Here is a 24,824-nt window from a genome sequence, read left to right on the forward strand (position 1 = left end):
CTTACATAGACTGAACCTTAAGCATTAAGACCAGCATAAATCCCGTCTAACGTGATGTTTTTCTTTGACTTCCTCTGGGCGGACTTTTGTGCGTTCTTAAATATATAGCTAGAGGCCCATTCCAGTTTATTGCCTATTTCTGACCATGCCTTGTGGCTGATACATTCAAATATGGGCAACAGCCACACATCCACATTTTTTGCCGCCTTAAACAGCGAGACCGATGGCATTATCTGAAGCGCAGTACTGCGCCTGATGATCAGCGAGAGTAAACTGGCCCAGATAAGCCCATCAACGATGGCCTTTTGTGCGGTGACAAATCGTTGCCAGTTTGTGTGAGATTTTAATTCTTTAAAAAGCAACTCCACCTGCCATCGACAGCGGTAGATCGCCATTATGTCATCAGCAGTATAGGTACCTGAAGGCAAGTTAGTTAACCAAATACAGAATCGCTTTTCTTCGGCAAACCAACGTCTTACCACTCTAAATTCTTGCTTACCACTACGAACTTTAAGGTCGAGTACCTGTGAGCGATTAGTACCTCGAGTGATGTCTTTGAGCTTCTTTCCTTCTAGTTTAGATAAATGCCGGCCCTGACCGTTTCTCGCTTCTATAACATGAGGATTCAGGGACTTTGCTCCTCGAAAATATAGAAACCACCATACAGTTCAAGCTCAGTAAAGAATTGGAAGTCAGGGTACCCTGCGTCAGCCAACAACAATTTGTTACTCATTGTTTTGGGGGCGGGCAAAAAGTCTCTTTCTGATGCTGTATCAGCGCTGATGCTCATTGCGACTGGAGAAAAGCTTTTTAAAGACATTGTCATATGGCATTCAACTGCGGCTGGATTGCGTTTAAATCGGCTCGGGTAAACGTTCGAAAGGTCACGATGAATGTGGAAAGAGCTACCATCTTGAAGCAGCACATCATCAAAGGTGGCGAGTTTATCTGGTAGGTTGGCACTCTGCTGGCGAGCAAACTGAGCTATCGCTCGCATGGCTAATTGGCGCATGAATATCGGAAATTCTTCTTTTCTTAACTGGTTATGGTAGGGCTTATAAGCCACAGTATCTTTAGCGCTTAAGCACATCCCATTGAATTGCCTTAGTAAATCGGCAATAGATGAGCAGTTTCCTTTGCTCAAAGCGGCCACTAGGCTTACTACTAGCTGGTCGGGTAAGATAGCCCGACATCGCTTCATAAGTCCTGTACTTTTCGCCATTTTTTGAAGGCTATCAGCATTAAAGAATTGCTTAAACTGCTTTTGTAGGGAGATAATCGTCATCGGCTTCACGGTTGATATGGGTGGTTTGTTTGGCGACGATTATCTGATCATAAATGAAGCCTTTTTTCTATCTAAATAAATAGCTTAGAGCTTAAGATCCTGTCTATGATAAGCCTTAAGCTTAGATACAAATAAGCCGCAGAACTTGCTACGGCTTATGCTTTTTACCAGTGGTGTTCGCTCTAGAGAATAATCATTAAAGCTTAAACATACGTGCACTGCGCGGTGGTAGATTGAACGTATGGTAGCGAGAAGAAATGATTTCTGTCGCGCTGCTTAATACGTCTTTGTATTGAACATGCCAATTGAACTCATGTTGGTAGGTATCAACCGTCACGCCACGCGTTTCGCCACACTTGTTAATACCCACAACGCCTTCTTTGCCGCGCTTAAATAGCAAAGTACATTGGTCGCTCGAAATCATCGTCATTGATTTACCTTGCATCGCGTTATGGAAGCCCAGCATATTCTTCATATTCGAGCTATTCCAAACATTGCCCCAACGACCGTTATCCTTGTCTTCAGAATCCGGTAGATCATCACTGTAGATCAGTGGCGTGCCACCATCTTTACCAAGGATGTAAGCGTAAGCAAGCTGCTCGTCTTGTGGGTCCATAATTTGGTAACGGAAGCCGTCGTTGGTTGGAATGTCATGTGTGATCGCAAAAGTGATCGAACGGTTGTCATCGAGTGCTTGGCCGTACGCTTTTGGATCATGCAATTGGTTCAAGCCACCGCCCATAGAGAATGCAGCTCGAATCGACGCAAACAGAGGGAAGTCATACGCGGAGTGATTGGTGTTGTTTAAGTATGGTGCTAAGAACGACTCATAGCCGCTGTTCCCTGCTCCACCGCTGGTAATCACTTCACCGAACACATGCATGTTCGCAGTAATTTCAGGCGTGAACACTTGGTCGATCTGGTACTGGCTCATGTGTTTGACGGCATCAATTCGGAGACCTTTGATACCCATATCCTTTAACGCTTTCAGATATAAGCGCTGCTGTGAAACCACCCAATTATTTGGGTCGAGATCAGGCAAACCTACATCGCCATCAGCCCCACACAAACGCCAATATTGAACATGACCAGGGTCGTTCCAGTCTGAAATACAGCCCGCGGCATGGAAGTCATTAGCGGAGACAAAACCTTGCGCTAAATTGCCAAACAGAGTCTGGTCAGCATAGTAGCTTGAACGGCTCGCATAATCGTTTAGCACTTCTGTGCCTGGGTAATCCAAGTCACTTCGCTTCCAGCTTTCATTCGCCATATGGTTCAACACCACATCGGCATACACATCAACACCCACACCTTTGAGTGCGGCAATCATTGCGGCTAAATCTTGTTTGTTGCCGAGAGGTGAATCAATGGTACGAAGGTCTTGAGGTTGGTAACGCGCCCACCATTCGCTGCCACTAGACTTCATCGCAGGTGCGACAAGCACCTTCTTATAGCCAGCTTGTGCAATTTGATCGGCGTTGGCTGTCACATCTGAATATTTCCAGTTGAAAGCATGCAAAATGGTGTCGGCGTAAGTGGCTGAACTAAAAGAGCAAAGCGCGAGCGTGGATATGAGTAGGGTATTGATTTGTTTCATAGAACATATCTCTTATTATAAATTCACGAGAATGATATGACTAAGAACGACAATTAAAACGACCGATAAATCAGAGTTGAATTAGCGTCACCTTCTGTTGATGTTGATTTTATAAAATTGAGCTATAACCGATCTTATGTGAGATAAAAAACGAAGTAATCTGAAATGAGAATTAATTGGATCAAGTTGACCAGAACAGGACAAAGACTTTGGTCGGCTCTTCTAAACTAAGTTATGATTCCTGTTCCCTCAACCGATTGATATTTTTATGCCTTCTTTCTCTTTTTCAATGATCCCTGTAGGGGTTAGGTTCATGATCCTCTCTGCTTTTGGATTCGCACTGATGTCAGCGTGTGTGAAATACATCAGCAACTACGGCATACCTGTATTCGAAATTGTTGCAGCAAGGGCTTTGGTGTCTTTGATCATCAGTTATATCGACGTTAAACGAAAAGGCATTTCGATCTGGGGAAATAACAAACCTTTGTTGTTTGTTCGAGGTGCAGTTGGCACCGCAGCACTGATGTGTGTTTACTACGCTGTGACCACGCTACCGTTAGCAGAAGCGACCATTCTACAATACGTACATCCCGTATTTACCGCATTGCTCGGTGTGCTATTTCTGAAAGAACGCGTCCAAAAATCGACCATGATCTGCATTGCGTTCTGCTTAGCAGGGTTATTAGTAATGGTTCAGCCAAGCATGAGCAGTGGCACGAGTAGCGAGTTACCGCTATTTAGCATAATGGTGGCGTTATGTGGCGCATTTGGTAGCTCAATTGCTTATGTGATTGTGAGAAAGCTGAGCCAAACGGAAGACAGCTCTGTCATCATCTTCTACTTCCCACTGGTTGCTCTACCAATCTCTACAGCCCTTATCTGGAACGACTTTGTATGGCCGAGCCTATTCTTAACCGTGATGCTCGTGTTAGTCGGTATTTTCACTCAAATAGGCCAATACGGTTTAACCAAAGCGATGCAAACTCAGGCAGCAGGCAAGGCTTCAGCTTACTCATACGTGCAGATCGTCTTCTCAGCACTATTAGGTGTGTGGATCTTCAACGAAATCCCATCAGTTTGGACTTACCGAGGTGGTGGTCTAATCGTAACTGGCGCGCTAATCAATGTGTTTGGCAAACAACTATTGGTGCCATTTAAAGCTAAGTAGACAACCAAACTAACCCTCAGCTAGTCAATTGATCTAAAAAAGGGCATTGCGGAAAATTCCACAATGCCCTTTAAGTACTTTCTACCCTACTATCATTCTACTAACTTGTCGCATTACGAAGTTTGGGATCATCACTCAGATATTCAACGAACTCGATTTCAAAGCCAGCCGGATCCACAAAGTAGACGTTCTTGCGATAAGGTTCTTCGGCACCGGGCTTAGCAATCGGGAAACCTGCATCAATAAGGCGTTGAGTGACGCTTTCAATGTTATTGGTTACATAAGCGAAGTGTGCGAGGCCAACAGAATGCCCAGCCAAATCTCTATTTTCACCTTCGCCGTGATCGCTCAACGCTATGTATTGGTACTCGTCACCAAAATGCAGCCAGTTACGAGGCTTACCTGACCACTCCCCTTTTCCCTCATCACGGACATACCAATGAGGGAACGCCGCTTTATAGAAAACCAGCATTTCTGGGATGTCTTTTACCACTAAATTCACATGTTCAAGTTGGATCATTCTTCTCTCCTTAAAGTATTCTCGTAAGCAACGTTGTACATCCTAATACCTCAAGTTAAGTTGAGGTAAAGCACTAATTTGCATTTATTTCGAGAAGGTCTTTAGAGCCCAAATTGTCGTATTTGCTGCGATACAAGCTTTAAGTTTAGACGACCTATTCCAATGTGACTGAACTCAGTCATAAGAGTCAGCAAACCCATGATGTATGACAAAGATTAGACGAGTCATTACTCCTTTTTGCTCAAAATATACACACATTAATATCCCCTTATTGACTGATACATCAAGTTACAATTCGATTTCATATTGGCCAACAACACTGATCTGGGTTAATAAACTGGTTTCACAATAGCCTTATTTTTGTTGAGGTCAGATAATTACAAAAAAAGGAAGTTACAGTGAAAAAATTATTAGTACTTGGTATTGCAGCAGCAATCTCGGTTCCAGCAGTAGCCGACCACAATACAATCAATGGTATGGATTTCGGTCCACTAGCAAAGCTAGTCGGCACATGGAAATCAGTCGAAACTGGCGGCGTTGATATTTCACCGGGTCAAGAAGGGACTGATGTGGGTGCGGGTGGCCCAGCAGTCACACCATTTTATGAAGTGATGACGTTTGAGGTAGCTGCAGATGCCACCAACGCAAGCGACCAATATCTTGTTGCTCTGTACTACAAGCAGGAAGTATTCAGAAAGACTGACGATTCTAAATTCCACGATCAACGTGGTTACTTCATCTACGACCAAAAGAATCAGATCGTATACAACTCTTACTGTGTGCCTCGCACCACATGTGTCACCGCAGAAGGCCCTGCTGGCGATACAATGACGTTAGTTGCGTCTAAACGTGGCATCGCTGAGTCCGAATACATGACGGACAACGCAACCACCACAGGCTTCACGATGAACATTAGCATTTCAGACGATACACTGACGTACTCTCAAACAACAGGCTTAGAGATCTACGACAGTGCATTTGCTCACACCGACTCAAGTACATTGGTTAAAGTGGAATAAGCTAATCGTAGAGAATTGATAAAAACCTAAATTCGCATCATAGACAGGATCTTAAGCTCTAAGCTATTTATTTAGATAGAAAAAAGGCTTCATTTATGATCAGATAATCGTCGCCAAACAAACCACCCATATCAACCGTGAAGCCGATGACGATTATCTCCCTACAAAAGCAGTTTAAGCAATTCTTTAATGCTGATAGCCTTCAAAAAATGGCGAAAAGTACAGGACTTATGAAGCGATGTCGGGCTATCTTACCCGACCAGCTAGTAGTAAGCCTAGTGGCCGCTTTGAGCAAAGGAAACTGCTCATCTATTGCCGATTTACTAAGGCAATTCAATGGGATGTGCTTAAGCGCTAAAGATACTGTGGCTTATAAGCCCTACCATAACCAGTTAAGAAAGAAGAATTTCCGATATTCATGCGCCAATTGGCCATGCGAGCGATAGCTCAGTTTGCTCGCCAGCAGAGTGCCAACCTACCAGATAAACTCGCCACCTTTGATGATGTGCTGCTTCAAGATGGTAGCTCTTTCCACATTCATCGTGACCTTTCGAACGTTTACCCGAGCCGATTTAAACGCAATCCAGCCGCAGTTGAATGCCATATGACAATGTCTTTAAAAAGCTTTTCTCCAGTCGCAATGAGCATCAGCGCTGATACAGCATCAGAAAGAGACTTTTGCCCGCCCCAAAACAATGAGTAACAAATTGTTGTTGGCTGACGCAGGGTACCCTGACTTCCAATTCTTTACTGAGCTTGAACTGTATGGTGGTTTCTATATTTTTCGAGGAGCAAAGTCCCTGAATCCTCATGTTATAGAAGCGAGAAACGGTCAGGGCCGGCATTTATCTAAACTAGAAGGAAAGAAGCTCAAAGACATCACTCGAGGTACTAATCGCTCACAGGTACTCGACCTTAAAGTTCGTAGTGGTAAGCAAGAATTTAGAGTGGTAAGACGTTGGTTTGCCGAAGAAAAGCGATTCTGTATTTGGTTAACTAACTTGCCTTCAGGTACCTATACTGCTGATGACATAATGGCGATCTACCGCTGTCGATGGCAGGTGGAGTTGCTTTTTAAAGAATTAAAATCTCACACAAACTGGCAACGATTTGTCACCGCACAAAAGGCCATCGTTGATGGGCTTATCTGGGCCAGTTTACTCTCGCTGATCATCAGGCGCAGTACTGCGCTTCAGATAATGCCATCGGTCTCGCTGTTTAAGGCGGCAAAAAATGTGGATGTGTGGCTGTTGCCCATATTTGAATGTATCAGCCACAAGGCATGGTCAGAAATAGGCAATAAACTGGAATGGGCCTCTAGCTATATATTTAAGAACGCACAAAAGTCCGCCCAGAGGAAGTCAAAGAAAAACATCACGTTAGACGGGATTTATGCTGGTCTTAATGCTTAAGGTTCAGTCTATGAAATTCGCATAACTCGTAAACCGCCTTTCACCATTAAGTGAAAGGCGGTTTTCTTTATAACGATATGAAACTTGATTCAAAAAAGCTGATGTTTACCTGCCTTTTAAAAATTGGCTTACTATTAAATTGGTCTTCGAGGAATTGACAGCATTTTTACTGCGCCATCGTAAATCTATGGCTTCACATTGATAAGATCCCAACCTTTGATGCTCTGTTCAGTTGTTCGCTATTCTTTTTTAAATTATACAACTACATTCAAGATGCATCGTTTAACAATGGCAAGTAGAGATTTAGAAGGGGGTTCAATGTGGCTGAACTGTTTACATTTTTTATGATTGCACTCGTTTTGGTTATCTCGCCAGGCGCTAACCTAGTTCTGTTGCTAAAAACAGTGTCAACCAAGGGACGAAATGCGGGGCTTTTAAACGTGAGTGGGTTTGTTCTAGCGGCTTTCATTCATGGAACACTGGCAATTTTAGGATTGTCTCAAGTGATTATTAAATCAGCAGAGTTGTTCTTTGTTGTAAAAGCGGTCGGTTCGATTTATTTAGCCTACCTTGGCGCAAAAATGATCTATCAAACTTTTATCGTTAAGGATCTCAACACATCGACAACAGCGGTTTATCAAGGTGATCAGAGTTCATTCAAGAGTTTCAGCGAGGGTTTCTTAACACAGATGCTAAACCCTAAAGGAACTCTGTTTTACATTTCTGTGTTTCCGCAGTTCATCAACTTTGATTCATTTGTATATGCAGATGCGTTCGCGTTAATTTCAATTCACGCGGCGCTAATGATTACTTGGTTTGGCGCGGTTTGTTTTATGATTTCTAAGGTCAAAAATTTGGGTCAAGGCGCTATAGGCCGTTGGGTTCAGCGTTGCTGTGGTAGTGCCCTCTTGGTATTTGGCGCACTATTATTGAGACCAACAACGTAGAACTCATACCCAAAAAAAGCGAGCCAGAAATGAATAACTGACTCGCTTCTTTTATATTAGTTCGACTACGTTAACTCGATTGCAGTTCAACCTTGGCATAACGATTGGCTAGCACCGCACAGTAAAAGATCTGAATTGGGTGATAAAGCATGATTGGCAGTAATATCATCCCTAGATTAGGGTTGTGAGCAAAGATCACCTTAGCCATAGGAATACCTGCCGCTAAGGTCTTCTTGGTACCACAGAATACCGCCGCGACTTCATCTTGATGATTGAATCCGACCTTACGGGCACTCCACTGAATGCCGTGTACCATCACCATCAATACCACTAAACAAATCACCGCTGACAGCAACAACAGCATTGGTGAAAAGTCGCTCCAAATACCGTGTTCAATAGAGTCACAGAAAGCACTGTAGACGATCAGAAGTATCACGTATTTATCTAACTTATTGACCACTGACTTGTGTTTCTGAGTCCATTCAAAAAGTAACGGGCGCATCAACTGGCCGACAATCATTGGCAATAGCAGCATTTTAGATATAGAGATCACCGATTCCGTCAGGTTTAGCTCTGCACCTTCCAACCCCATAAAGAGCTGGATCAGTAGAGGCGTAATGAACACGCCTAAAATACTAGAAAGTGATGCATTGAATATCGCACCCGGTAGGTTTCCTTTTCCAATCACCGTCATCGCAACCGAAGACGAAATCGTACTCGGTAATACGAAGAGGTAACAGAAACCAAAGGCCAGAGCTGCTGGCATATAAGCGACAAAGCCTTGCCCGAATATCACCCAAAGCAGTGGGTAAACTAAGAATGTCGCGCTTTGTACAAAAACATGCAGCTTCCAATTCGAAAGCCCCTCAAGAATGGCTTTGGGAGACAAACCCAAACCGTGTAAGAAAAACACCAAAGCGATGCCGAGAACGGTCACCGTATCGAGATGAAGTACCCCACCCGATTTGCCCCAATCCGGCGTAAAAACAGCAACGACCATAGCCACCACCATCCCTACAAGAAACCATTCCTTTTTCAATTTTTCTATCATGTTGACACGCACTTTCTATAGATTCTATTTCAGCCAATAACCCGGCTCCGATGCTATTTATCCTATCGACTCTAATTTTAATTAACCACCATAAACGCAAATTAAGCTCGTCTTTATCTTGAGGGTTAACGTTGTTATTCGAGTTTGTTACGCACGCTTTGCTCTGGATTGAACAGATGTATGGAATGATGATGAAATATTAGAAAACAGCGGTTTATCGAGAAGGTAAGACCCTTTCAGTGATCGGGGCACAGAGGTAAGCCGTAAGGATATGAAAGAAAGACGTAGGCAATCTAAACACTAAAGAGCAGCCTATTCTCAAAGATGACGCAGCGGGAGTTGTACATGGACAACAGAATCACCATTTTAGAATTTCTCAGAGTGTTTGAGTTTATTCGCTCTTCCGGTGAGCAACAGAACAACAAATATCAAGTTGGCGAAATGACGGCGTGGCATGATTACGACGGTTACACCTGTTGGCTAAGCTATAAAGACGTCACGGTGACGCTGATGTTTCACGGTTCGCTAAAAATTGAGTACGACAATGCTTCAAATTATTCTGAATTTATTGAGCATTGTCTGGGTATGCTTGCCACTGAACCTTTTCCATAAAACGCGAACAGACTAACGGCTAACGGAGACAATCATGAACGAAACGACTTCATTGCTTAAGCGAAGACACCCTTTGTGGCTAGTAATCAGCCTCTCTTTTTTATGGTCTCAAGTATCTGTAGCAGGCATAGGTATGATTGACTTTACACAACCGAACGAACATAAGAATTGGACAGTGACCAACGACGATGTAATGGGCGGCATCTCAACAGGCGAGCTCATTTATCTTGATAATATGAGTCAGTTTAGGGGCGAGCTATCGTTAGAAAACAATGGTGGTTTCAGTTCTGTAAAGCGCTCCATTGAACCACCTGCCCATGAAATAGATAGCGCAGAGCTAGTTTTTGTCGGTGATGGTCGCACCTACCAACTGAGGTTCACAACATCGAAGGACGGCAATCGAGTTCAATACAAACACGATTTTGATACCATTAAGGGAGAGCAGTTTATCAAGGTGTTCCACTTCAATGATTTTCAAGCGGTGTTCAGAGGTCGGCTACTGAGCGATGCTCCGGAACTTAAGGCACAAGACATCAAACAAGTCGGCTTTTTGATTGCAGACAAACAGCCCTCGCCTTTTGAGCTAGACCTAATCCAGCTTCACTTCAGAACATCGAAACCTATCACATCACCAGAAGCTAACTAAACTGACTAAACTGAAAACAAACATAAGCCCTTGATAACTTTTGACTAGCATTAAGATATCAGGGGCTTCATCTATTTAAACCGTCAACGACTCAAAACAACGACGGATTAAAGCATCAGCAATTAGTATTTGATGGCTGTTTTACCAATCGAGGCACTGCTTTCAATACGTTGGTGTGCATCTTTGATTGTATCCACACTAAAGCCATTTAGGGTCGTGGTTAGCGTCGTTTTAATACGGCCCGCATCAATCAGATTCGCGGCTTGGAATAGGATGTCTTGCTGCTTCTGGATATCCTCTGTATTGAACAGTGAACGTGTGAACATCAGCTCCCAAACAAAGCCTGCTGATTTGCCTTGCAGCGCTGATAAGTCAATGCCACCATCAAATTCAACAATCGAACTGATCATGCCTTGCGGTGCGATCAACTCAACCATCGCATCCCAGTGCCCTTTTGTATCAGCAACACTGAAGATGTAATCGACATGTTGAATGCCTTGCTCTCGCACAGACTCGACAAGGTTACGGTGGTTCACCACATAGTCCGCCCCCATATCTCTTACCCACTGCTCCGTTTCAGGTCTTGAAGCTGTAGCGATAACATTTAGGTTGGTGAGTTGCTTAGCCAGTTGAATCGTAATTGAACCAACGCCGCCCGCTCCACCAATGATCAGGATAGACTTTTTCTCTTCAGGACGAACTCGCAGGCGGTCAAACAACGCTTCCCAAGCGGTAAGTGTTGCTAGTGGCATAACGGCTGCAGCCTCATCAGAAAGGCTCTTAGGCGCTTTAGCGGTAATACGGTAGTCCACAGCTTGGTATTCTGCATTAGCCCCCATGCGTGTTACGTCACCCGCATAGTACACACGGTCACCGACTTCGAAGCCTTCAACGTCTGCGCCTTTACCAACAACTTCACCGACTGCGTCATAGCCCAGTACTTTTGGCTGCTCAAGAGTTTTATCTTTAGCATTACGAATGCGAATTTTTGCGTCAGCAGGGTTGATAGAAGTCGCACTCACTTTTACCAGCAAGTCATTATTTTTTAGTTCTGGCAGACTCGTTTCAAACTCAAATAAACTGTCTTGCTCTGTAATCGCAAGTGATTGAGTAAATCCAATAGCTTTCATTTTTGATGGTACTGACATTGTGCTTTCTCCTTGAATTAGACGAGTTAATCTTAGTTAATTCCCACCCGAGATAAACCGCCTAATATTTGAATGATTCTCAAATAATTTTTGATAATAGTATTGCCGCTATCTGGGTAATGCAGACATCTAACTGCATTACCAACGCCTTAGAAGTTAAATCAGGCCTTTCTCAATCAACCAATCATGTGTTACTTGATCTTGTGGTTTACCTTCACGACAAACTTTGTAATCCAGTTCGGCAATAATATCGTTCGAGAAACGCAGTGAATCCAGCTTCTGAATCTGTTCTTCATTGAACAAGTGCTTCTTGTCATCTCTTAAAAGAAGTACCGCTCTGTCCACAATTCCGAGTAGGCCTTTTGGCTCTTTGAGTTCACGAATATCGTAACGATAGTGCAAAAATTGAGGTTTCCACAGTGGCACCACCACCCACTCTTTGTTTGCGACCGCACTTTCAAAGGCACTGAAACAATCGTCTTCACTGCCAGGAAAGAACTCGTAGCCGGCATCGCTCAGGCCATAGTCTTTCATCATCTGGATAGAGAAACGTGTGATACCAGCTCCGGGGTTGATACCTTGGATAGTCGAGTTCATTTTCTCGATCACTTCAGCTTTTAATAAATCAGAGACTTCAGAAACCGCCGCTTCAGGCACATAGTCTGGTACGCCCCACAAGGCATAAGGTTCATAATGAAGCCCAAGCTCGATAAGTGACTCAACTTCTTCAACGCCTGCTTTGTAGATACCGTGACTTGATGGCAACCACGCAGAAGAAAGCATATCCACTTGGCCTGTTTTCAGCTTTTCAAAGTTCTCCTGATGTGGAGAGAAAATACGCTCTACCTCAAAACCCATGGCTTTCAATACATTGGCAACCAATGATGCGGTCGTACGGTGGAACGACAAATCCGTTACACCCATTGTGATTTTCTTAGTCATCTTACCCCCCTAGATCGTAGGCTTCGTCCATACCGTGCGTACTGCGCTACGTTGTCGATATGGGAAAATGATAGTGAGAAAATTACTAATGAAAAACAGCCTCACATTTGAATTATTATCAAATTATTTTTGACAATTAAGTGTTTGAAGCTAACTTAGAAGCGATAGGTAGAGATAACCCATCTGCAGATTGTGATGGGGAAATATCCCAACGCCATGTTTAGAACATAATTCAATACAGGTAGATAACATGCTTCTTGAAGACTTACAGGTCATTTTGAAAGTGGCGGAGTTTCGCAGTATCACCGCTGCAGCCACCAACCTCGATATGCGTACTGCCACAGCAAGTGCAGCGGTAAAACGTGTTGAAGCGGCACTCGGTGCTGAGTTATTTGTAAGAACCACGCGCCATCTGAGACTCTCTTCAGCAGGCGAGCGTTATTTACCGGAATGCGAACAAGCCTTGAAGATGTTGGAGCAAGCAAAGCTCAACATGCGAGAAGAGCTTGGGATTGTCGACGGTGAAATTCGTATTGCGCTTTCATCGGATCTAGGGCGTAACCTAATCATACCTTGGTTAGATGAGTTCTTGCTTGAATACCCAAAAGCGACGCTTCGCACTAGCATCAGCGATAGCAATATCGACTTCTACCGAGATTCCGTCGATATGGCGCTGCGTTACGGTTCCCCAACCGATGCGAACATGTATGGTTTCAAGATATGCGATGTGCCGAGGATATTGTGTGCGGCTCCTGACTACTTGGCTGAAATGGGAACACCAAAACACCCGAGTGACTTAGCGCAGCACAATGGGTTGCTTTACCAACTCCATGACATGTTACAAGACGAGTGGGTGTTTAACGATGGTACTCAAGATCATAAAGTGAAACTAAAAGGAAATCGCGCTTCGAACGACGCAGACCTTGTAAGGCGTTGGTGTATTGCGGGTAAAGGAGTGGCAATAAAATCTTGTTTAGACATGTCACCTCATCTGCTTTCAGGTGAAGTGGTTAAAGTTATGTCTGAGTTTAAGCCGACCCCTACCGAGCTGTGGTTAGTGTGTCCAAGTCGCCAATCCATCACCCCGACTGTTCGTCTACTGAGAGATTTATTCAGAGAGAAAACAGCTGAGATCCTTTCGCAGCTGAGCAAACAAGGCATTATACAAAGCACAGCATCTTAAGATTGAATGCCGCTTAAAGATAAGAAACAGAGAGACAAAAAAGGCGTTAGCGAACTTCAATCCGCTAACGCCTTTCATCATTAGACATCATAGCTTCATGATGAAGCTTAATAAGAGTACTTAGTTTAATACTCTTAATACGAGTGCTTAGTTTGACTCGTCTTCAACATCACAGTCAGCACAGCACTGAAGAGCAATCTCATGTTCGAAGGTGATGGTGTCTTTACCTTCTTCTACTAGCTCTGCGATTTCGTCTGCCACTTCTTTTTCATCATCCGCTTCGATTCCGCTTGCCAGCTCTTCCTCTGAATAGCCGAAGAAGTTAAGCAGTAAGTACTCGCGAGCTTCATCTTTCGTACAAACCACGTCTGCTGAAAGATCTGGTGTAACCTCGCCTTGTGCAAGTGTCGCTGTCACTTGTGCGATAGCATCATCTTTCATCGCAGGCGTTAACCAACCAAGATCAGTACTTACTGTCGTTTTTTTACAGTCGAAGCAAGGCAGTTGGTGAAAGTAGTATTGAAAGGTAGTCATAGGTAAATTCTTCTTTAAATGTTGTATAGCGAGATTATGCGCGTTTTGTAGCAAAATACTATCTCAATCAACGTTGGACGTTAATTCTTGCTTATTATTTGCACTGAGAGTGAGGCAAGATGATGATATGACCTCGGAGTTGCAATATACCTATCTAGAATTTACTTACGAAAAATTAAATGCTCTAGCGATTAAAGTCGCAAGAGCATTTTCTTAGTGTATTTGAAATACTGAAGGGAGGAGATCAACCAAGTTAGAAGTAGTAACTGTAGGTAAACTTCAGCTCAGTTCCCTGTCTGTTGTGACCAAAGCTTTGCTCTGCATCATCGAAGAATTCAGTGTAGGTAACTTTACCCCAGTGCTTACGGTTGTCAGCAAGTGGCCCTTGGAAAGCGAGATCGAGTTGTAGTTGGTTTATTGTTCCAACACTGCCACCGAAGTCAAGGGAGCTGTATTGAGGGTTTATTTGTACATGAGTGCCGTTTTCATGCAAATAAATCGAGTTCAAGAAATTAAATTGAACTCCATAGGTATAGTCATCGGTAAGACCTAAGCGGCTAAAGTCGCTATTGTTTTGCCCTACTGCACCCGCCAAAATCGGAAAAGATAACCAATTATCAAAAGGGGTATTTACACGAATCAATCCGCCGATTGCGAACAAGCGGTCTGATATAGCATCAGTAAAACTGGTTTCTATATAATCTAGTGACACACCAACCATTGGCGCATGTTGCCAATCAGTTCGACTGACTTCGAAATAGCGAGCTCTAACTTGAGATAAGTTAAAATCTTCACTTCCCACTTTTCCGTTATCTTGACCTTGTATCGTTAGCTGTCCTAAGAACAAATTTTCATTACTCTTCTGTCCGGACATCTGGCCTTGAATTTGTACAAAGTCATTGTCTTGCTCTCTAAAGCTTTGTTTGCCATATGTAATGTTGACCACGGAAGAAACTTTTGTGTGATCACCAGGGTCAGGGGCATCTTCAGGTGTGATGTGATCATCTGACACTGCAAAAGAGGAGAAAAGAATAAGGGCGCTACTGAGTGTTATTTTTTTATAGTTAGCCATGGTCAAAAACCTATAGTACGTTATTGGGCTCTCAGCCTAAGTAGGCCAAGTTCCAAAACACTCTAGAGAAATTAAACCCAGCGAGATAACAAAATAAAAAAACAAAAAATAAAAAAAAGTATGTCCTTATTATTTTTAGTGTCTAAGTGTGGAATAACGTCAATCTTATCACTTTTCCGAATAGATAATTTCAATCCTGACCATAACTAAGATTGAAGGCTTTGATACATAAAGCTATATGTATATTTAACAGACGTAATATCGAACATATTTATTTACACATTGACACTTTCACTTGTGCTTAGTTTCTCATTTTTAAAAATTCGATTTTTGATGCGATGCATTTATTGCTGTGGATCAAAATGAGAAACAACGAATCCCAGTTAGCATATTTAGAGACGTTATGTAAATGAGAACACTCAATGGTCAAACTATACTTGGAGCCACCCATATACAAAGTCGGTGAACTCTATTACTCACCAACATCTGCCGTAATCGACAACCAAGGAGAACGAAGTCGCCTACGAGCCAGAGAAGCTAACCTGTTCCATGAGTTAATCAAAACATTTCCTGAAGTACTCTCCCGCTCATTGATTGAAGAAACACTATGGAAAGACTCATATGCTACGAACGCGACCATCAATCAAACAGTCAAAGCGCTCAGGTTTTCTCTCGAAGATGTAGATAGAACCATGATCAGAACGATTCCAAAACTAGGCTATGTGCTCGCTGTTGCCCCGCAGCTTGAGGAAAGTATCGCTCAACAGACACCTGACGACTCTAACACTAGTGAACCTCAAGCAGACAAACAACAGGCTATAGAGAAGGCCAAGGTTGATGACGAGAATACGGAACAGCAAAAGGCCAGTATTCCACAAAATATCATTCCTTCAGTCTCCGCCCTGCTAGCTGTTGCAATAGCCACTTTCGCCCAAGCGGCTTCTGGAGTTTTTACTGCATCAAACGAACGTATCAGCCACCAATATGGAAATCACTGGATACTGTTCAATGCAACAGAACAAGAGCTCAAATCACTACCGCTTAAAGGTTACGACCCTGCAATGTATGTCATTAAGCACGAGTCTTCCTACAGAACCTGTACCGAGGTAAAAGGAGTATTAGAATGCAAAAAAATCGAATTTTAATCTTTTTTTCTCTGACTGTTATCATATTGATTTCTGCCGTACTAGGTACCTACGTTTATCAATATTTGAATAACCCCTTGCGTGTTAATGAAGGGGCATGGCAAGGCAAAGGTTCTATCTATATTGATAATGCAAAAATCGATAGCAACGCACTGATGCTGGTTGAGAATAATAAAGTTCGACTTTCAATAAACAATCAGTACAACGAATTTAACTTCACCTATGATGTCACTTTAATACTAAGACGCTTCGAACATGTGAGTTCGGACTTCGATATCGAGAAGAGAGAGGTTCGTGGATTAGATGCCTTTATTGAAAATACTAATATTGATATACCCACAGGCGGAAATCTGATTCGAGTGCACGCTTGGCACCTAGACGAAGGCCGGATATTTATTGACGTAGAACAAAGTACAGGCTTAGGTGTTTCTTACATTTTGACTGATAAATCAGACAGTTAATTGTAATTTACTTTTTTTTATACCTCAATTTACAAATACAATTTTTTTTCTTCTAAAGATACTTTTTTTGGTTGGAGAGTAAGTGCACTCACAGGGTTAAATGGTGATGAAGATTATTTCATAACTATAACGACTTGAGCTTTCGCTCTTCAACTTAAAGGTATCTACAATGACGGTATCCGCATCTACACTCCCTACTCCGGAAGAAAAATCAGGGTTAGCCAAATGGTTTCCTTTGATTGTCCTTCTTGCAGCTCAGTTCTCAACGATGGCTGACAACTCTGGGTTAGCTATCTCTACTGAGGCACTTATTGCACTTCACGGTGCAAGTATGCCACAAATTCAAATGGCCAATGCAATGTACCCGCTTATTGCTGGCGCAGGCATGATCGCTGGTGGTCTCATCGGTCTGATTATTGGTTGGAAACGCCAGATGGTCATCGGGGCAGGTATGCTTGCTGTTGGTTCATTTGCTGCAGCATTCGCTCCAAACATGGAAGTCTTAAACTATGGTGCTCGTGTGGGTTCAGGTTTAGGCGCTTGTTTACTTATCCCAGCGGTACTCGCAAACGTTGCAGGTATCTATAAAGGCAAAGATCAAGCGATCGCATTCTCTGCGATTGCAGCCCTGGTAGGTCTAGCAAGTGCTGTTACTCCTTTGCTATTTGGTTTTATTTTGGATGTCGCTAGTTTCCAGGTCGCTTTTTGTGGTCTAGGTATCTACTGTCTATTCGTAATGTTCGGTAGCATGAAATTGCCAACCCTTGAGTCAAGCCCTTTTAAAGGTAAGCTAGATACTTTGGGTATCGTACTTGCGGGTATTGGCCTTCTTTGTTTTGTGACTGGTTTACTTAAAATTTCTGAATGGGGTTTAATCAAACCTCTAACAGACTTCAGTATTCTGGGTATCTCTCCAGCGATTCCAACAGTACTAGTAGGTGCAGCACTTCTTAAAATACTTATGGTTTGGGAACGTCGTTTTGAAGAACAAGGCGGTACCCCACTACTTCCTTCTTCTTATGTTAAGAATCCACAAGTTGTTGTTGGCCTAGTGCTTTGTGCGACGATTTTCCTACTGTTCGGTGCAACTGGATTTATCAATGTTTCTTACATGCAGCTCGTTGCCGGTATGAGTGCATTTTCTTCTGGTATAGCTCTATGTGCCTTCGCACTTGGTATGATGATTGGTTCGCTTGGCGCTCCTGCGAAGCTATCTCACCTAACCTGCCAACGTATCTGCCAGCTTGGCTTTGTTATTGCAGCTACGGGCACAGCTCTAATGTTCTTGGGCTTCACCGCTGATGGCATTACTTTCTGGCAATACATTTCTTTAACTATCTTTGGTACAGGTGCTGGCCTGTTGGCTTCTCAAGCATCTATCGTTGTGACTTCAGCACTAAGTGAACGTGAAGCTCAGCAGTCTGGGGGGATTCAAGCAACGTCTCGTAATGTTGGACAAGCATTTGGAGTGGCTATTCTAGGTTCAGTAATGCTGTTCTCTTTGACTGGTGCAATTAAATCAAATGTCGCTGAACATGAAGCATTATCAGCACAGACGAAACAAATCATTATTGAGCAACCTTCATTACCATTTGTATCAAATGCCATGGCTATTGACCTTATGGAAAATTTGATTGCTGACAAAGAAGAGCAACGAATTGTGATTGAGGTAATGGCGGAGTCTCGCTTACAGTCAGTTCGTTACGCGCTATTTACTTTGATTGGATTGATGCTTGGTGGATTGGCACTGTGTTCTAAACTTCCCCAACGCTCATTGATGAAGAGCGAAGAGTAACGTTTTAAGCCTCGGCACTGCCGGGGCTTTATTCGTTTCACAACACCCAATTTCCACCACCTAGTGAGTTTTTATGGATAAGACGAATGACAGTAAAACAACTTGGTTACTCATCGCGCTCTGCTTAGCTCAGTTTACGCTATCTGCCGATGTGGCTAACCTTTCTATTTCCACTTCGGCTCTAGTTAATGTCTTCCAAACCGACATTTCCAACATCCAACTTCTAAGCAGTGTTCAGCCTCTTGTTGGCGCAGCATTCATGCTCTCGGCCAGTATTTTCGGTTTAATTATCGGTTGGCGAAGATTGCTCATTCTTGGCACAAGCCTTGGTTTTATATCCACGATGGGATTTATCGCCATTGATGACATAACCACCATTTCCCTTGTCGTCCGTCCACTTACAGGTATTGCTTCAGCTTTAATACTTCCAGCCGTTCTCGCGCTTGTGGTCGCGCACTTCCCAGGCAAAAATCGTGCTATAGGCTTCGGACTAATGGCGGCAGCAACGGGACTCGCAGCAGCTATTATCCCGCTACTAAGTGGCTGGCTACACGATAATACAGATTGGTATTGGCCTTTTATTATTATCGCAACTTGTTACCTGTCTAGCTTAGTGACTGCAATTTTTGGCATACGTCCAATTCATACTAACAGACCAACCAAGTTTGATTTTGTCGGTGCATTGCTTGGCGCAGTGAGCACTGTCGCTATTTTTCTAGGGCTAATTAAAATGCCTTATTGGGGTGTTCTTACTATTTTAAATGGTGCAGATTTCCCAAACTGGTTGAGTTTCGTTCTTCCTATGAGCCCTGCATTATTTCTATTAGGCGTTGGTGGTTTCCTATTTACACTGTTTGTAGTGCAACAAATTCGGTTTGAAAAACAACACGGCTTTGCTTTATTGCCATTAAGCTGGTTTAAAAATAGTGCTTCTAGAATAGGATTCATCATCCTTTCATTAATGTACATTGTATTGGGGGGCAGCAGCTTTGTCATTGTCACTTATTTGCAAGTAGCAATATCACTCTCTTCAGCTCACTCTGGCAGTATCATTCTTCTATTCTCGGCCTGCATGATTGTTTTCTCAGTGGCAACCCCAATCATTTTTAAAACACAATCACCCAAAAAGCTCTGTCAGTTCGCCTTCACAACGATGTTTATCGCAGGTTTAACGCTCATCCTATCTAGCCAAAATCAGCAAATATTGATGTCATTTTATTTTGGGATGGCGTTACTAGGCGCTGCAATGGGCATATTGGCTTCCCAATGCCCAGTTATCATTACGAGCGCTTTGGGAGAAAGAGACGCAGAACAGTCAGGCGGCTTGCAAGCTACGGTTCGAAACATCGGCTTGGTGTTGGGTATCAGCTTGTTTGGTGGCTTAAATCAGGGGGCAATGGACCACACTATTCGTTCTAACAATGAGATCATTACTTATTATCCGAGCGCCTTTGTCTCTGATTTAAAGCAATTGTCTCATGTTCCTTATATTGACGACAGCAGGGTAAAAAACCTTATTGAGCGCTATCAACTCGATAAGCATCAAACTAACTATCTACTCAAAGAAAATGCTAAAGCACGGGCTTTTGGGTTTAACTTGGCGATGATAATTTTGGTGTTCATTGCACTTCTGGGAGGGTATGTCAGCTCCCGAATAGACAATCCTCAACAAAGGCTTATTCCCGAGTCTGGAGAAGCTAGGCGCTCTAAGAGTCCCTTAGTAGAAGGTTAACCATAATGCGTTGGCCTTCTTCACACTATTCAGTGATTCCGGAAAACAAATACAAAACCTGATATTTTTAGTTAGCCACTTCTTTCCTATTTTTTCCACCAAACTAGCACTACCAAACCTATCATACTGAATCGCGATAATGGCATATCATTATCGCGGTCACTGTCGCTCCCGACTATCACCAACACTATACATGACAACGCCTACTCGAAAATATTCCGGTCTCACTTTCGTGGTCAACAAATTCCGTACACTTCCAGGCCTTTTTCGAGAGCCTAACTTAATCGCTATCTAGCGTGACCTCTACCGACTTAAGTTTTAGAAATAATTCACTTCAGCCGTAACCATCGTTAGTGAGTTATAGGTTATAGATAGCAATTATGGGGTTACTTGATCTCTGAACACTTACTCCAGAATATATTGAATCTAGTCAGCTCGCGGGCATAGAGAAACAACGCTCGCAGCGCTCTTGAATATGCCAACTACCCTATTGGGTTCTGATGAATTATGACTTTCTACATATACAAAAAAAGAGCACTTACGTGCTCTTTGAGTTGGTGTGAAAGTCTATTTTTATGATTAAGCCATTTCTGGTTCTTTCACTGACGTTGTTGCATTCTGGTGTACGGTGACATCACCACCTAGCATTGTTGCATGCACACGAATGTCTTTAATTTCTAGCTTAGGCACCTCTAGAGGATTGGCATCCAGAACTGCAAAATCAGCTAGCTTTCCTGCACATATAGAGCCCTTGCTGTCTTCATGCCCCATAAGGTAAGCAGCCCCTAGTGTAACCGCATGAAGAGCTTGTTCCGCAGTTAAACACTCCTCTTCACCGTATACATTGCCAGAGAAAATGCACTTACGGTTCATAGCGCCCCACATCATAAACAACGGATTAACCTGAGTTACGCCATCGTCACAGTGAATAGAGAACGGAATACCTTTCTTTGCAGAAGTTTGGAATGGGTTCAATCGTTTAACGAACTCAGGCCCTACAGTTTGTGTAGCGTGTACATCTCCCCAGACTGGAATGTGAGTACCAAACAGGTTGTGACAAACACCTAATTCAACCATTCTATCCATTTGATCGTCTGTCACCATTTGGTTGTGCTCTAGACAGTGACGAGCCTCTGGCATTGGCGTATCTTTCTGCATACGCTCAATAAGATTAAGTAACGTTTCTGTTGTTCCGTTGCCATTACAGTGGAAAGAGATGTTGTAACCTGCTTTATGAAACGGTAATACCGATTCGTAGATTTCTTCAACATCACGCGTTAGTGAAGTACTTGGTTTACCATTGTAGTAGCTTTGACCTTCTAATAAATTAGCCGTAAAGCCCTGAATAGAGCCGTCTGTGTTCACATACTTGACGCTACCAATGCAAAGTCTGTCGGTATCGTCTTGCTTCATCGTATGTACATCTTCCAAGTTAAACGGACCAATCAAAGGGTAAGCCGTAATACGCAATTTAAACGCAGGGTTTTTGCTCAATGCTTGATACAGTGGGTATGGATTTGAAGGCAAACCCATTCCGCAATCTGATACGGTCGTTACACCCAGTGAATGCGCAATATTCGCGTAATCTACTAACGTCTTTCCGATAACCGCAGGGTCTGAACCATAGTTAAATGCACCAACATTGAGTGCGCGGTAGATGTCTTTCATTTCCGCAATATCACCCGTTAAGCGACCATTTTCACGCAATACAAATTCAGGGTTGTCGTCCAAGCTAAAACCCGACTTTTCAAGTGCTAATGTATTTAGCCCTGCAAGGTGACAGCTTGCGTGCATGAAGAATACTGGAGAGTCATCAATCACTGAATCTAAGAAATCACGGTTCACAACAGTGCCATCTGTCATCAATAATGGATCTAGACCCCACAGATTGATCCACTCTCCCGTTTTTCCTGCCTCGTCGTGTTCTTGTTTAAGCTCTTTTAGGTGCGCTTTTAATGTTTCACCCGTTGCACAACCCTTTAGTAACTTACCTTCTACACCGAGACGGTCGTATTGTCCGCCATATTCGAACATACCAGTAAACAGTGCAGCAAGCAGTGGATGCATATGCGCTTCAATGAAGCCTGGAACAATTGTTTTACCTTCGAACTGCGAATCTAAACGATATTCTAAGTTCTTATCGGTTAAAAATGTTTCAGCCTGATCTTTGGTACCTGTGAATAGTATCTTTCCATCTTGTACAACGGTAGCCGCTGCCTTTGGAAGCTCTTCATTCATAGTAATAAAGTTGCCCGTGTAAAGTACGGTTTCTGCGTTGTATTGAATACCAGGCTTAAGAGCTGTTTTAATTGTCATAGTTAAACTCCAAATGTGTAGGGTTCATTGTAATTTTTGTTCCTCTTCAACTTGCCTTAACCTGCATTTCGTTTCGAGAATTTTAAAATGAAATAAAATGATGAAATAAAATAGCGATATAAAAAAAGATAAAGATGATGATTTATATGGACTTTTAACTATAAGGAATGCCAATGCTGATCAAAAAATGCTTGGACTTCAAAACTACCGATGGGGTACTCATGCTCCATCTCCGGTGCAAAAGCAAAGGCAGATAACTCTAGGAAAACAAAAAAACTTAATAGTGATCCAATTATTGCGACAACGAACAACTTAAGATAAAAACTCATCACTGCATTCCTTATTTATTAGTAATGCAGCCTTTATAAGGCTTTTTTAGCCACCGTTTATTGACAATCCACGCTATAAAACAAATTCTCATCTATTGTCATTTTAATTGGTTTTACTCGATATCATGAATAGAGATATTTAGTAAAAAAGCGAACCATATAGGTTCGCTTTTGAATAGTATTTCACTCAATTAAAACTAATCTTTACAAGCTATCACAGCACCATAAAACATCTACTTATAGAGCTACTTGTTCATTGGCATTGGCATTGGCATTGGCACAATATCAAAGTCTGGTGTGAACTTGTCGATTGATGTTGCCATCTTCTGGAACGACTCTACGTCTCCTTTGATACCTGCTTGGCCAGATTCAAATAGAGCCTGCTGCGTTGTCTCTCAAGATATAATTCGAGTCATGTCCGCTTTGTGTAGCTATAAACTAGTGTCCGCTTTTTCTATTGAATCTGTTTGAATAGCCGTTAAGTTACCGTTGCTTACTTCCGCGTAGAAGTTCTCTTTCACATCTGGGTGAACAATGGTTAGGCTGAAATCAAGGCCAAGTTCAATCGCTTTAGGACCGTTCATCGATACAGACAAGAAGTCTAAGAAACCTGTCGTTGGTGTATTAGCAATGATATCAACCGATGCCATCTTGATTGTCTCACCAATAATGCCAGTACGAAGCTCATACGCACCTTGTAGGTACGAGTTACGCCATGCCATTGTCTCAGACTGGTAACCTTGCTGCTCCCATGTATCTGCTAGCATTTCACGAACAGGTTCATTGCTATGGTCACATTGAAGAACGTCATTCAACAGTTGTGATGCCTCTTGGTAACGGCCCGCTTCGAAGTGCGCCTTACCGGCTTGGGTTAATGTCTCAGCACCTGCAGCTTCAACATAAACACAAGACTTGTCGATCGTTTGCAGCGGATTGATCGTTGTTGGGTTTAAGTCTAAGTAACCTAAATATAGGTTCATGATTGCGCGAGCGTTATGGCTATATGAGCCGTGGTAACCACGTGAATACCAAGTTTGCTGCTGAACTTCTGGAATGATCTTCTCGATTTCACGTCCCATATCGTTAACTGTTACACCTTGGTTTGCAAGACGCATTGTCTGGTTATGTAGGAAACCGTAGTTATCACGTTGAAGTGTTAGGTACTCAGAAATCTCAGTACCGTTGTCATTCCATACTGGCGCACTGTGTGCTTGGTGTAGAACTTCGGCTTCATCAGCAAAGCGCATTTTCATTTCATGTAGGTACTTAGACCATACCAAAGCATCACGTATCTTAGCGCCACGGAATGTGTAAATATTATGTTGGCCGTCGTACGTTAGCTCTGCCGTGTGCAGCGCTTTGTACTCTGGGATCCAGTGGATATGCTCAGAAGGTGCTTCCGCATCAGGCATATTGATGAACAAAATATCAAGGCCATCAACATTGTGCCACTCTTCACGTTCATTGATCTCAACAGTATGAGGGACTAACGTTACCGCACCGTGTGAGTGAGAAAGACCCAGTGCGTTATCAACAATACCCGTCTCAGATGCTGGTAGTGTCGAACCGTATTGATATTGCGCTCGTCGACTCATCAATAATGCCGCGAGATCCGCCAAAGTGATCTTGGTGTGAGTGAGAGTAGATAACACCTGTTATTTTGTGCTCACCGTTTATTTTTGGAAGGTTTGCCTTAGCAAATTCCCATGCAGCAGCACCCGCCGCTTCTGTTAACAGTGGATCATGAATTAGGTAACCATTATCAGTGCGGTAGATGGTCATGTTTGTAATGTCTGCACCACGTACTTGCCAGATACCATCACGAACTTTGTATAAGCCATTGGCTTCATAGTTAACCATACCTTGGCGGAACAAAGACGGGTTCATAGACAGGATCTTAAGCTCTAAGC

At 42.9% G+C, this 24,824-nt stretch carries 18 protein-coding genes and 3 pseudogenes; 11 read left to right on the top strand and 10 right to left on the bottom strand.

Translation table 11 applies throughout. The annotated features are described in order from the left end of the window. Positions 1-17: 17 nt before the first annotated feature. Positions 18-1,285 (bottom strand): annotated as a pseudogene (locus tag OCV19_RS20140) (IS4 family transposase). 196 nt (positions 1,286-1,481) lie between these two features. After that, positions 1,482-2,882 (bottom strand): alpha-amylase family protein, encoded by a 1,401-nt coding sequence (locus tag OCV19_RS20145; protein WP_065677694.1) that lies wholly within the window; start codon positions 2,880-2,882, stop codon positions 1,482-1,484. A gap of 268 nt (positions 2,883-3,150) precedes the next feature. Here OCV19_RS20145 and OCV19_RS20150 point away from each other — a divergent pair, with 268 nt between their 5' ends. Continuing rightward, positions 3,151-4,050 (top strand): DMT family transporter, encoded by a 900-nt coding sequence (locus OCV19_RS20150; RefSeq protein ID WP_083994414.1) that lies wholly within the window; start codon positions 3,151-3,153, stop codon positions 4,048-4,050. A gap of 100 nt (positions 4,051-4,150) precedes the next feature. Here the strand turns inward: OCV19_RS20150 and OCV19_RS20155 are convergent, their stop codons facing one another. Beyond that, complete coding sequence (locus OCV19_RS20155) at positions 4,151-4,570, bottom strand: VOC family protein (protein ID WP_048659886.1); 420 nt, start codon at positions 4,568-4,570, stop codon at positions 4,151-4,153. Between the two features lie 398 nt (positions 4,571-4,968). Here OCV19_RS20155 and OCV19_RS20160 point away from each other — a divergent pair, with 398 nt between their 5' ends. The 3 genes and pseudogenes from OCV19_RS20160 to OCV19_RS20170 all read left to right on the top strand — a co-directional run bounded on the left by OCV19_RS20160 (position 4,969) and on the right by OCV19_RS20170 (position 7,948). Next, on the top strand, positions 4,969-5,589 hold the full coding sequence (locus OCV19_RS20160) for a heme-binding beta-barrel domain-containing protein (RefSeq protein WP_065677696.1): 621 nt from the start codon (positions 4,969-4,971) through the stop codon (positions 5,587-5,589). 146 nt (positions 5,590-5,735) lie between these two features. After that, positions 5,736-7,001 (top strand): annotated as a pseudogene (locus OCV19_RS20165) (IS4 family transposase). A gap of 320 nt (positions 7,002-7,321) precedes the next feature. Beyond that, entirely contained in the window at positions 7,322-7,948 is a 627-nt protein-coding gene (locus OCV19_RS20170; protein ID WP_083994370.1) for a LysE family translocator, read from the top strand. A gap of 70 nt (positions 7,949-8,018) precedes the next feature. Here the strand turns inward: OCV19_RS20170 and OCV19_RS20175 are convergent, their stop codons facing one another. Next, positions 8,019-8,999, bottom strand: coding sequence for a bile acid:sodium symporter family protein (locus tag OCV19_RS20175; protein WP_083994372.1), 981 nt, complete (start codon positions 8,997-8,999; stop codon positions 8,019-8,021). 345 nt (positions 9,000-9,344) lie between these two features. Here OCV19_RS20175 and OCV19_RS20180 point away from each other — a divergent pair, with 345 nt between their 5' ends. Then, on the top strand, positions 9,345-9,611 hold the full coding sequence (locus tag OCV19_RS20180; RefSeq protein WP_065677306.1) for a DUF3081 domain-containing protein: 267 nt from the start codon (positions 9,345-9,347) through the stop codon (positions 9,609-9,611). Positions 9,612-9,645: 34 nt separating this feature from the next. Then, positions 9,646-10,257, top strand: coding sequence for a CIA30 family protein (locus tag OCV19_RS20185; protein WP_065677307.1), 612 nt, complete (start codon positions 9,646-9,648; stop codon positions 10,255-10,257). A gap of 122 nt (positions 10,258-10,379) precedes the next feature. Here the strand turns inward: OCV19_RS20185 and OCV19_RS20190 are convergent, their stop codons facing one another. Together OCV19_RS20190 and OCV19_RS20195 are read right to left on the bottom strand one after the other, a co-directional pair. Continuing rightward, positions 10,380-11,405 (bottom strand): zinc-binding alcohol dehydrogenase family protein, encoded by a 1,026-nt coding sequence (locus OCV19_RS20190; protein ID WP_065677308.1) that lies wholly within the window; start codon positions 11,403-11,405, stop codon positions 10,380-10,382. A gap of 156 nt (positions 11,406-11,561) precedes the next feature. Beyond that, positions 11,562-12,329, bottom strand: coding sequence for a glycine betaine ABC transporter substrate-binding protein (locus tag OCV19_RS20195; protein WP_065677309.1), 768 nt, complete (start codon positions 12,327-12,329; stop codon positions 11,562-11,564). A 268-nt stretch (positions 12,330-12,597) separates the two neighbouring features. Here OCV19_RS20195 and OCV19_RS20200 point away from each other — a divergent pair, with 268 nt between their 5' ends. Further along, positions 12,598-13,530, top strand: a complete 933-nt coding sequence (locus OCV19_RS20200) for a LysR family transcriptional regulator (protein WP_065677310.1) — start codon at positions 12,598-12,600, stop codon at positions 13,528-13,530. 147 nt (positions 13,531-13,677) lie between these two features. Here OCV19_RS20200 and OCV19_RS20205 read toward each other — a convergent pair whose 3' ends face one another. Together OCV19_RS20205 and OCV19_RS20210 are read right to left on the bottom strand one after the other, a co-directional pair. Continuing rightward, complete coding sequence (locus tag OCV19_RS20205) at positions 13,678-14,064, bottom strand: hypothetical protein (RefSeq protein ID WP_052878696.1); 387 nt, start codon at positions 14,062-14,064, stop codon at positions 13,678-13,680. Between the two features lie 253 nt (positions 14,065-14,317). Next, positions 14,318-15,136 (bottom strand): hypothetical protein, encoded by an 819-nt coding sequence (locus tag OCV19_RS20210; RefSeq protein WP_065677311.1) that lies wholly within the window; start codon positions 15,134-15,136, stop codon positions 14,318-14,320. Positions 15,137-15,558: 422 nt separating this feature from the next. On the opposite strand from OCV19_RS20210, the gene OCV19_RS20215 reads away from it, so the two are divergent. The 4 genes from OCV19_RS20215 (at position 15,559) to OCV19_RS20230 (ending at position 20,269) form a co-directional block, all read left to right on the top strand. After that, entirely contained in the window at positions 15,559-16,281 is a 723-nt protein-coding gene (locus tag OCV19_RS20215; RefSeq protein WP_065677312.1) for a winged helix-turn-helix domain-containing protein, read from the top strand. Further along, entirely contained in the window at positions 16,260-16,742 is a 483-nt protein-coding gene (locus OCV19_RS20220; RefSeq protein ID WP_065677313.1) for a hypothetical protein, read from the top strand. The genes OCV19_RS20215 and OCV19_RS20220 overlap by 22 nt, the downstream gene beginning before the upstream one ends. A gap of 169 nt (positions 16,743-16,911) precedes the next feature. After that, complete coding sequence (locus OCV19_RS20225; protein WP_065677314.1) at positions 16,912-18,537, top strand: MFS transporter; 1,626 nt, start codon at positions 16,912-16,914, stop codon at positions 18,535-18,537. A gap of 73 nt (positions 18,538-18,610) precedes the next feature. Then, positions 18,611-20,269, top strand: a complete 1,659-nt coding sequence (locus tag OCV19_RS20230; protein WP_065677315.1) for an MFS transporter — start codon at positions 18,611-18,613, stop codon at positions 20,267-20,269. Positions 20,270-20,848: 579 nt separating this feature from the next. On the opposite strand, the gene OCV19_RS20235 is transcribed toward OCV19_RS20230, so the two are convergent. Together OCV19_RS20235 and OCV19_RS20240 are read right to left on the bottom strand one after the other, a co-directional pair. Next, positions 20,849-22,585 (bottom strand): amidohydrolase, encoded by a 1,737-nt coding sequence (locus OCV19_RS20235; protein ID WP_065677316.1) that lies wholly within the window; start codon positions 22,583-22,585, stop codon positions 20,849-20,851. Positions 22,586-23,159: 574 nt separating this feature from the next. After that, a pseudogene (locus OCV19_RS20240) lies at positions 23,160-24,804 on the bottom strand (alkyl/aryl-sulfatase); the annotation flags it as partial. Between the last annotated feature and the right edge of the window lie 20 nt (positions 24,805-24,824).

This window comes from Vibrio celticus (assembly GCF_024347335.1).
GTDB lineage: Bacteria > Pseudomonadota > Gammaproteobacteria > Enterobacterales > Vibrionaceae > Vibrio > Vibrio celticus.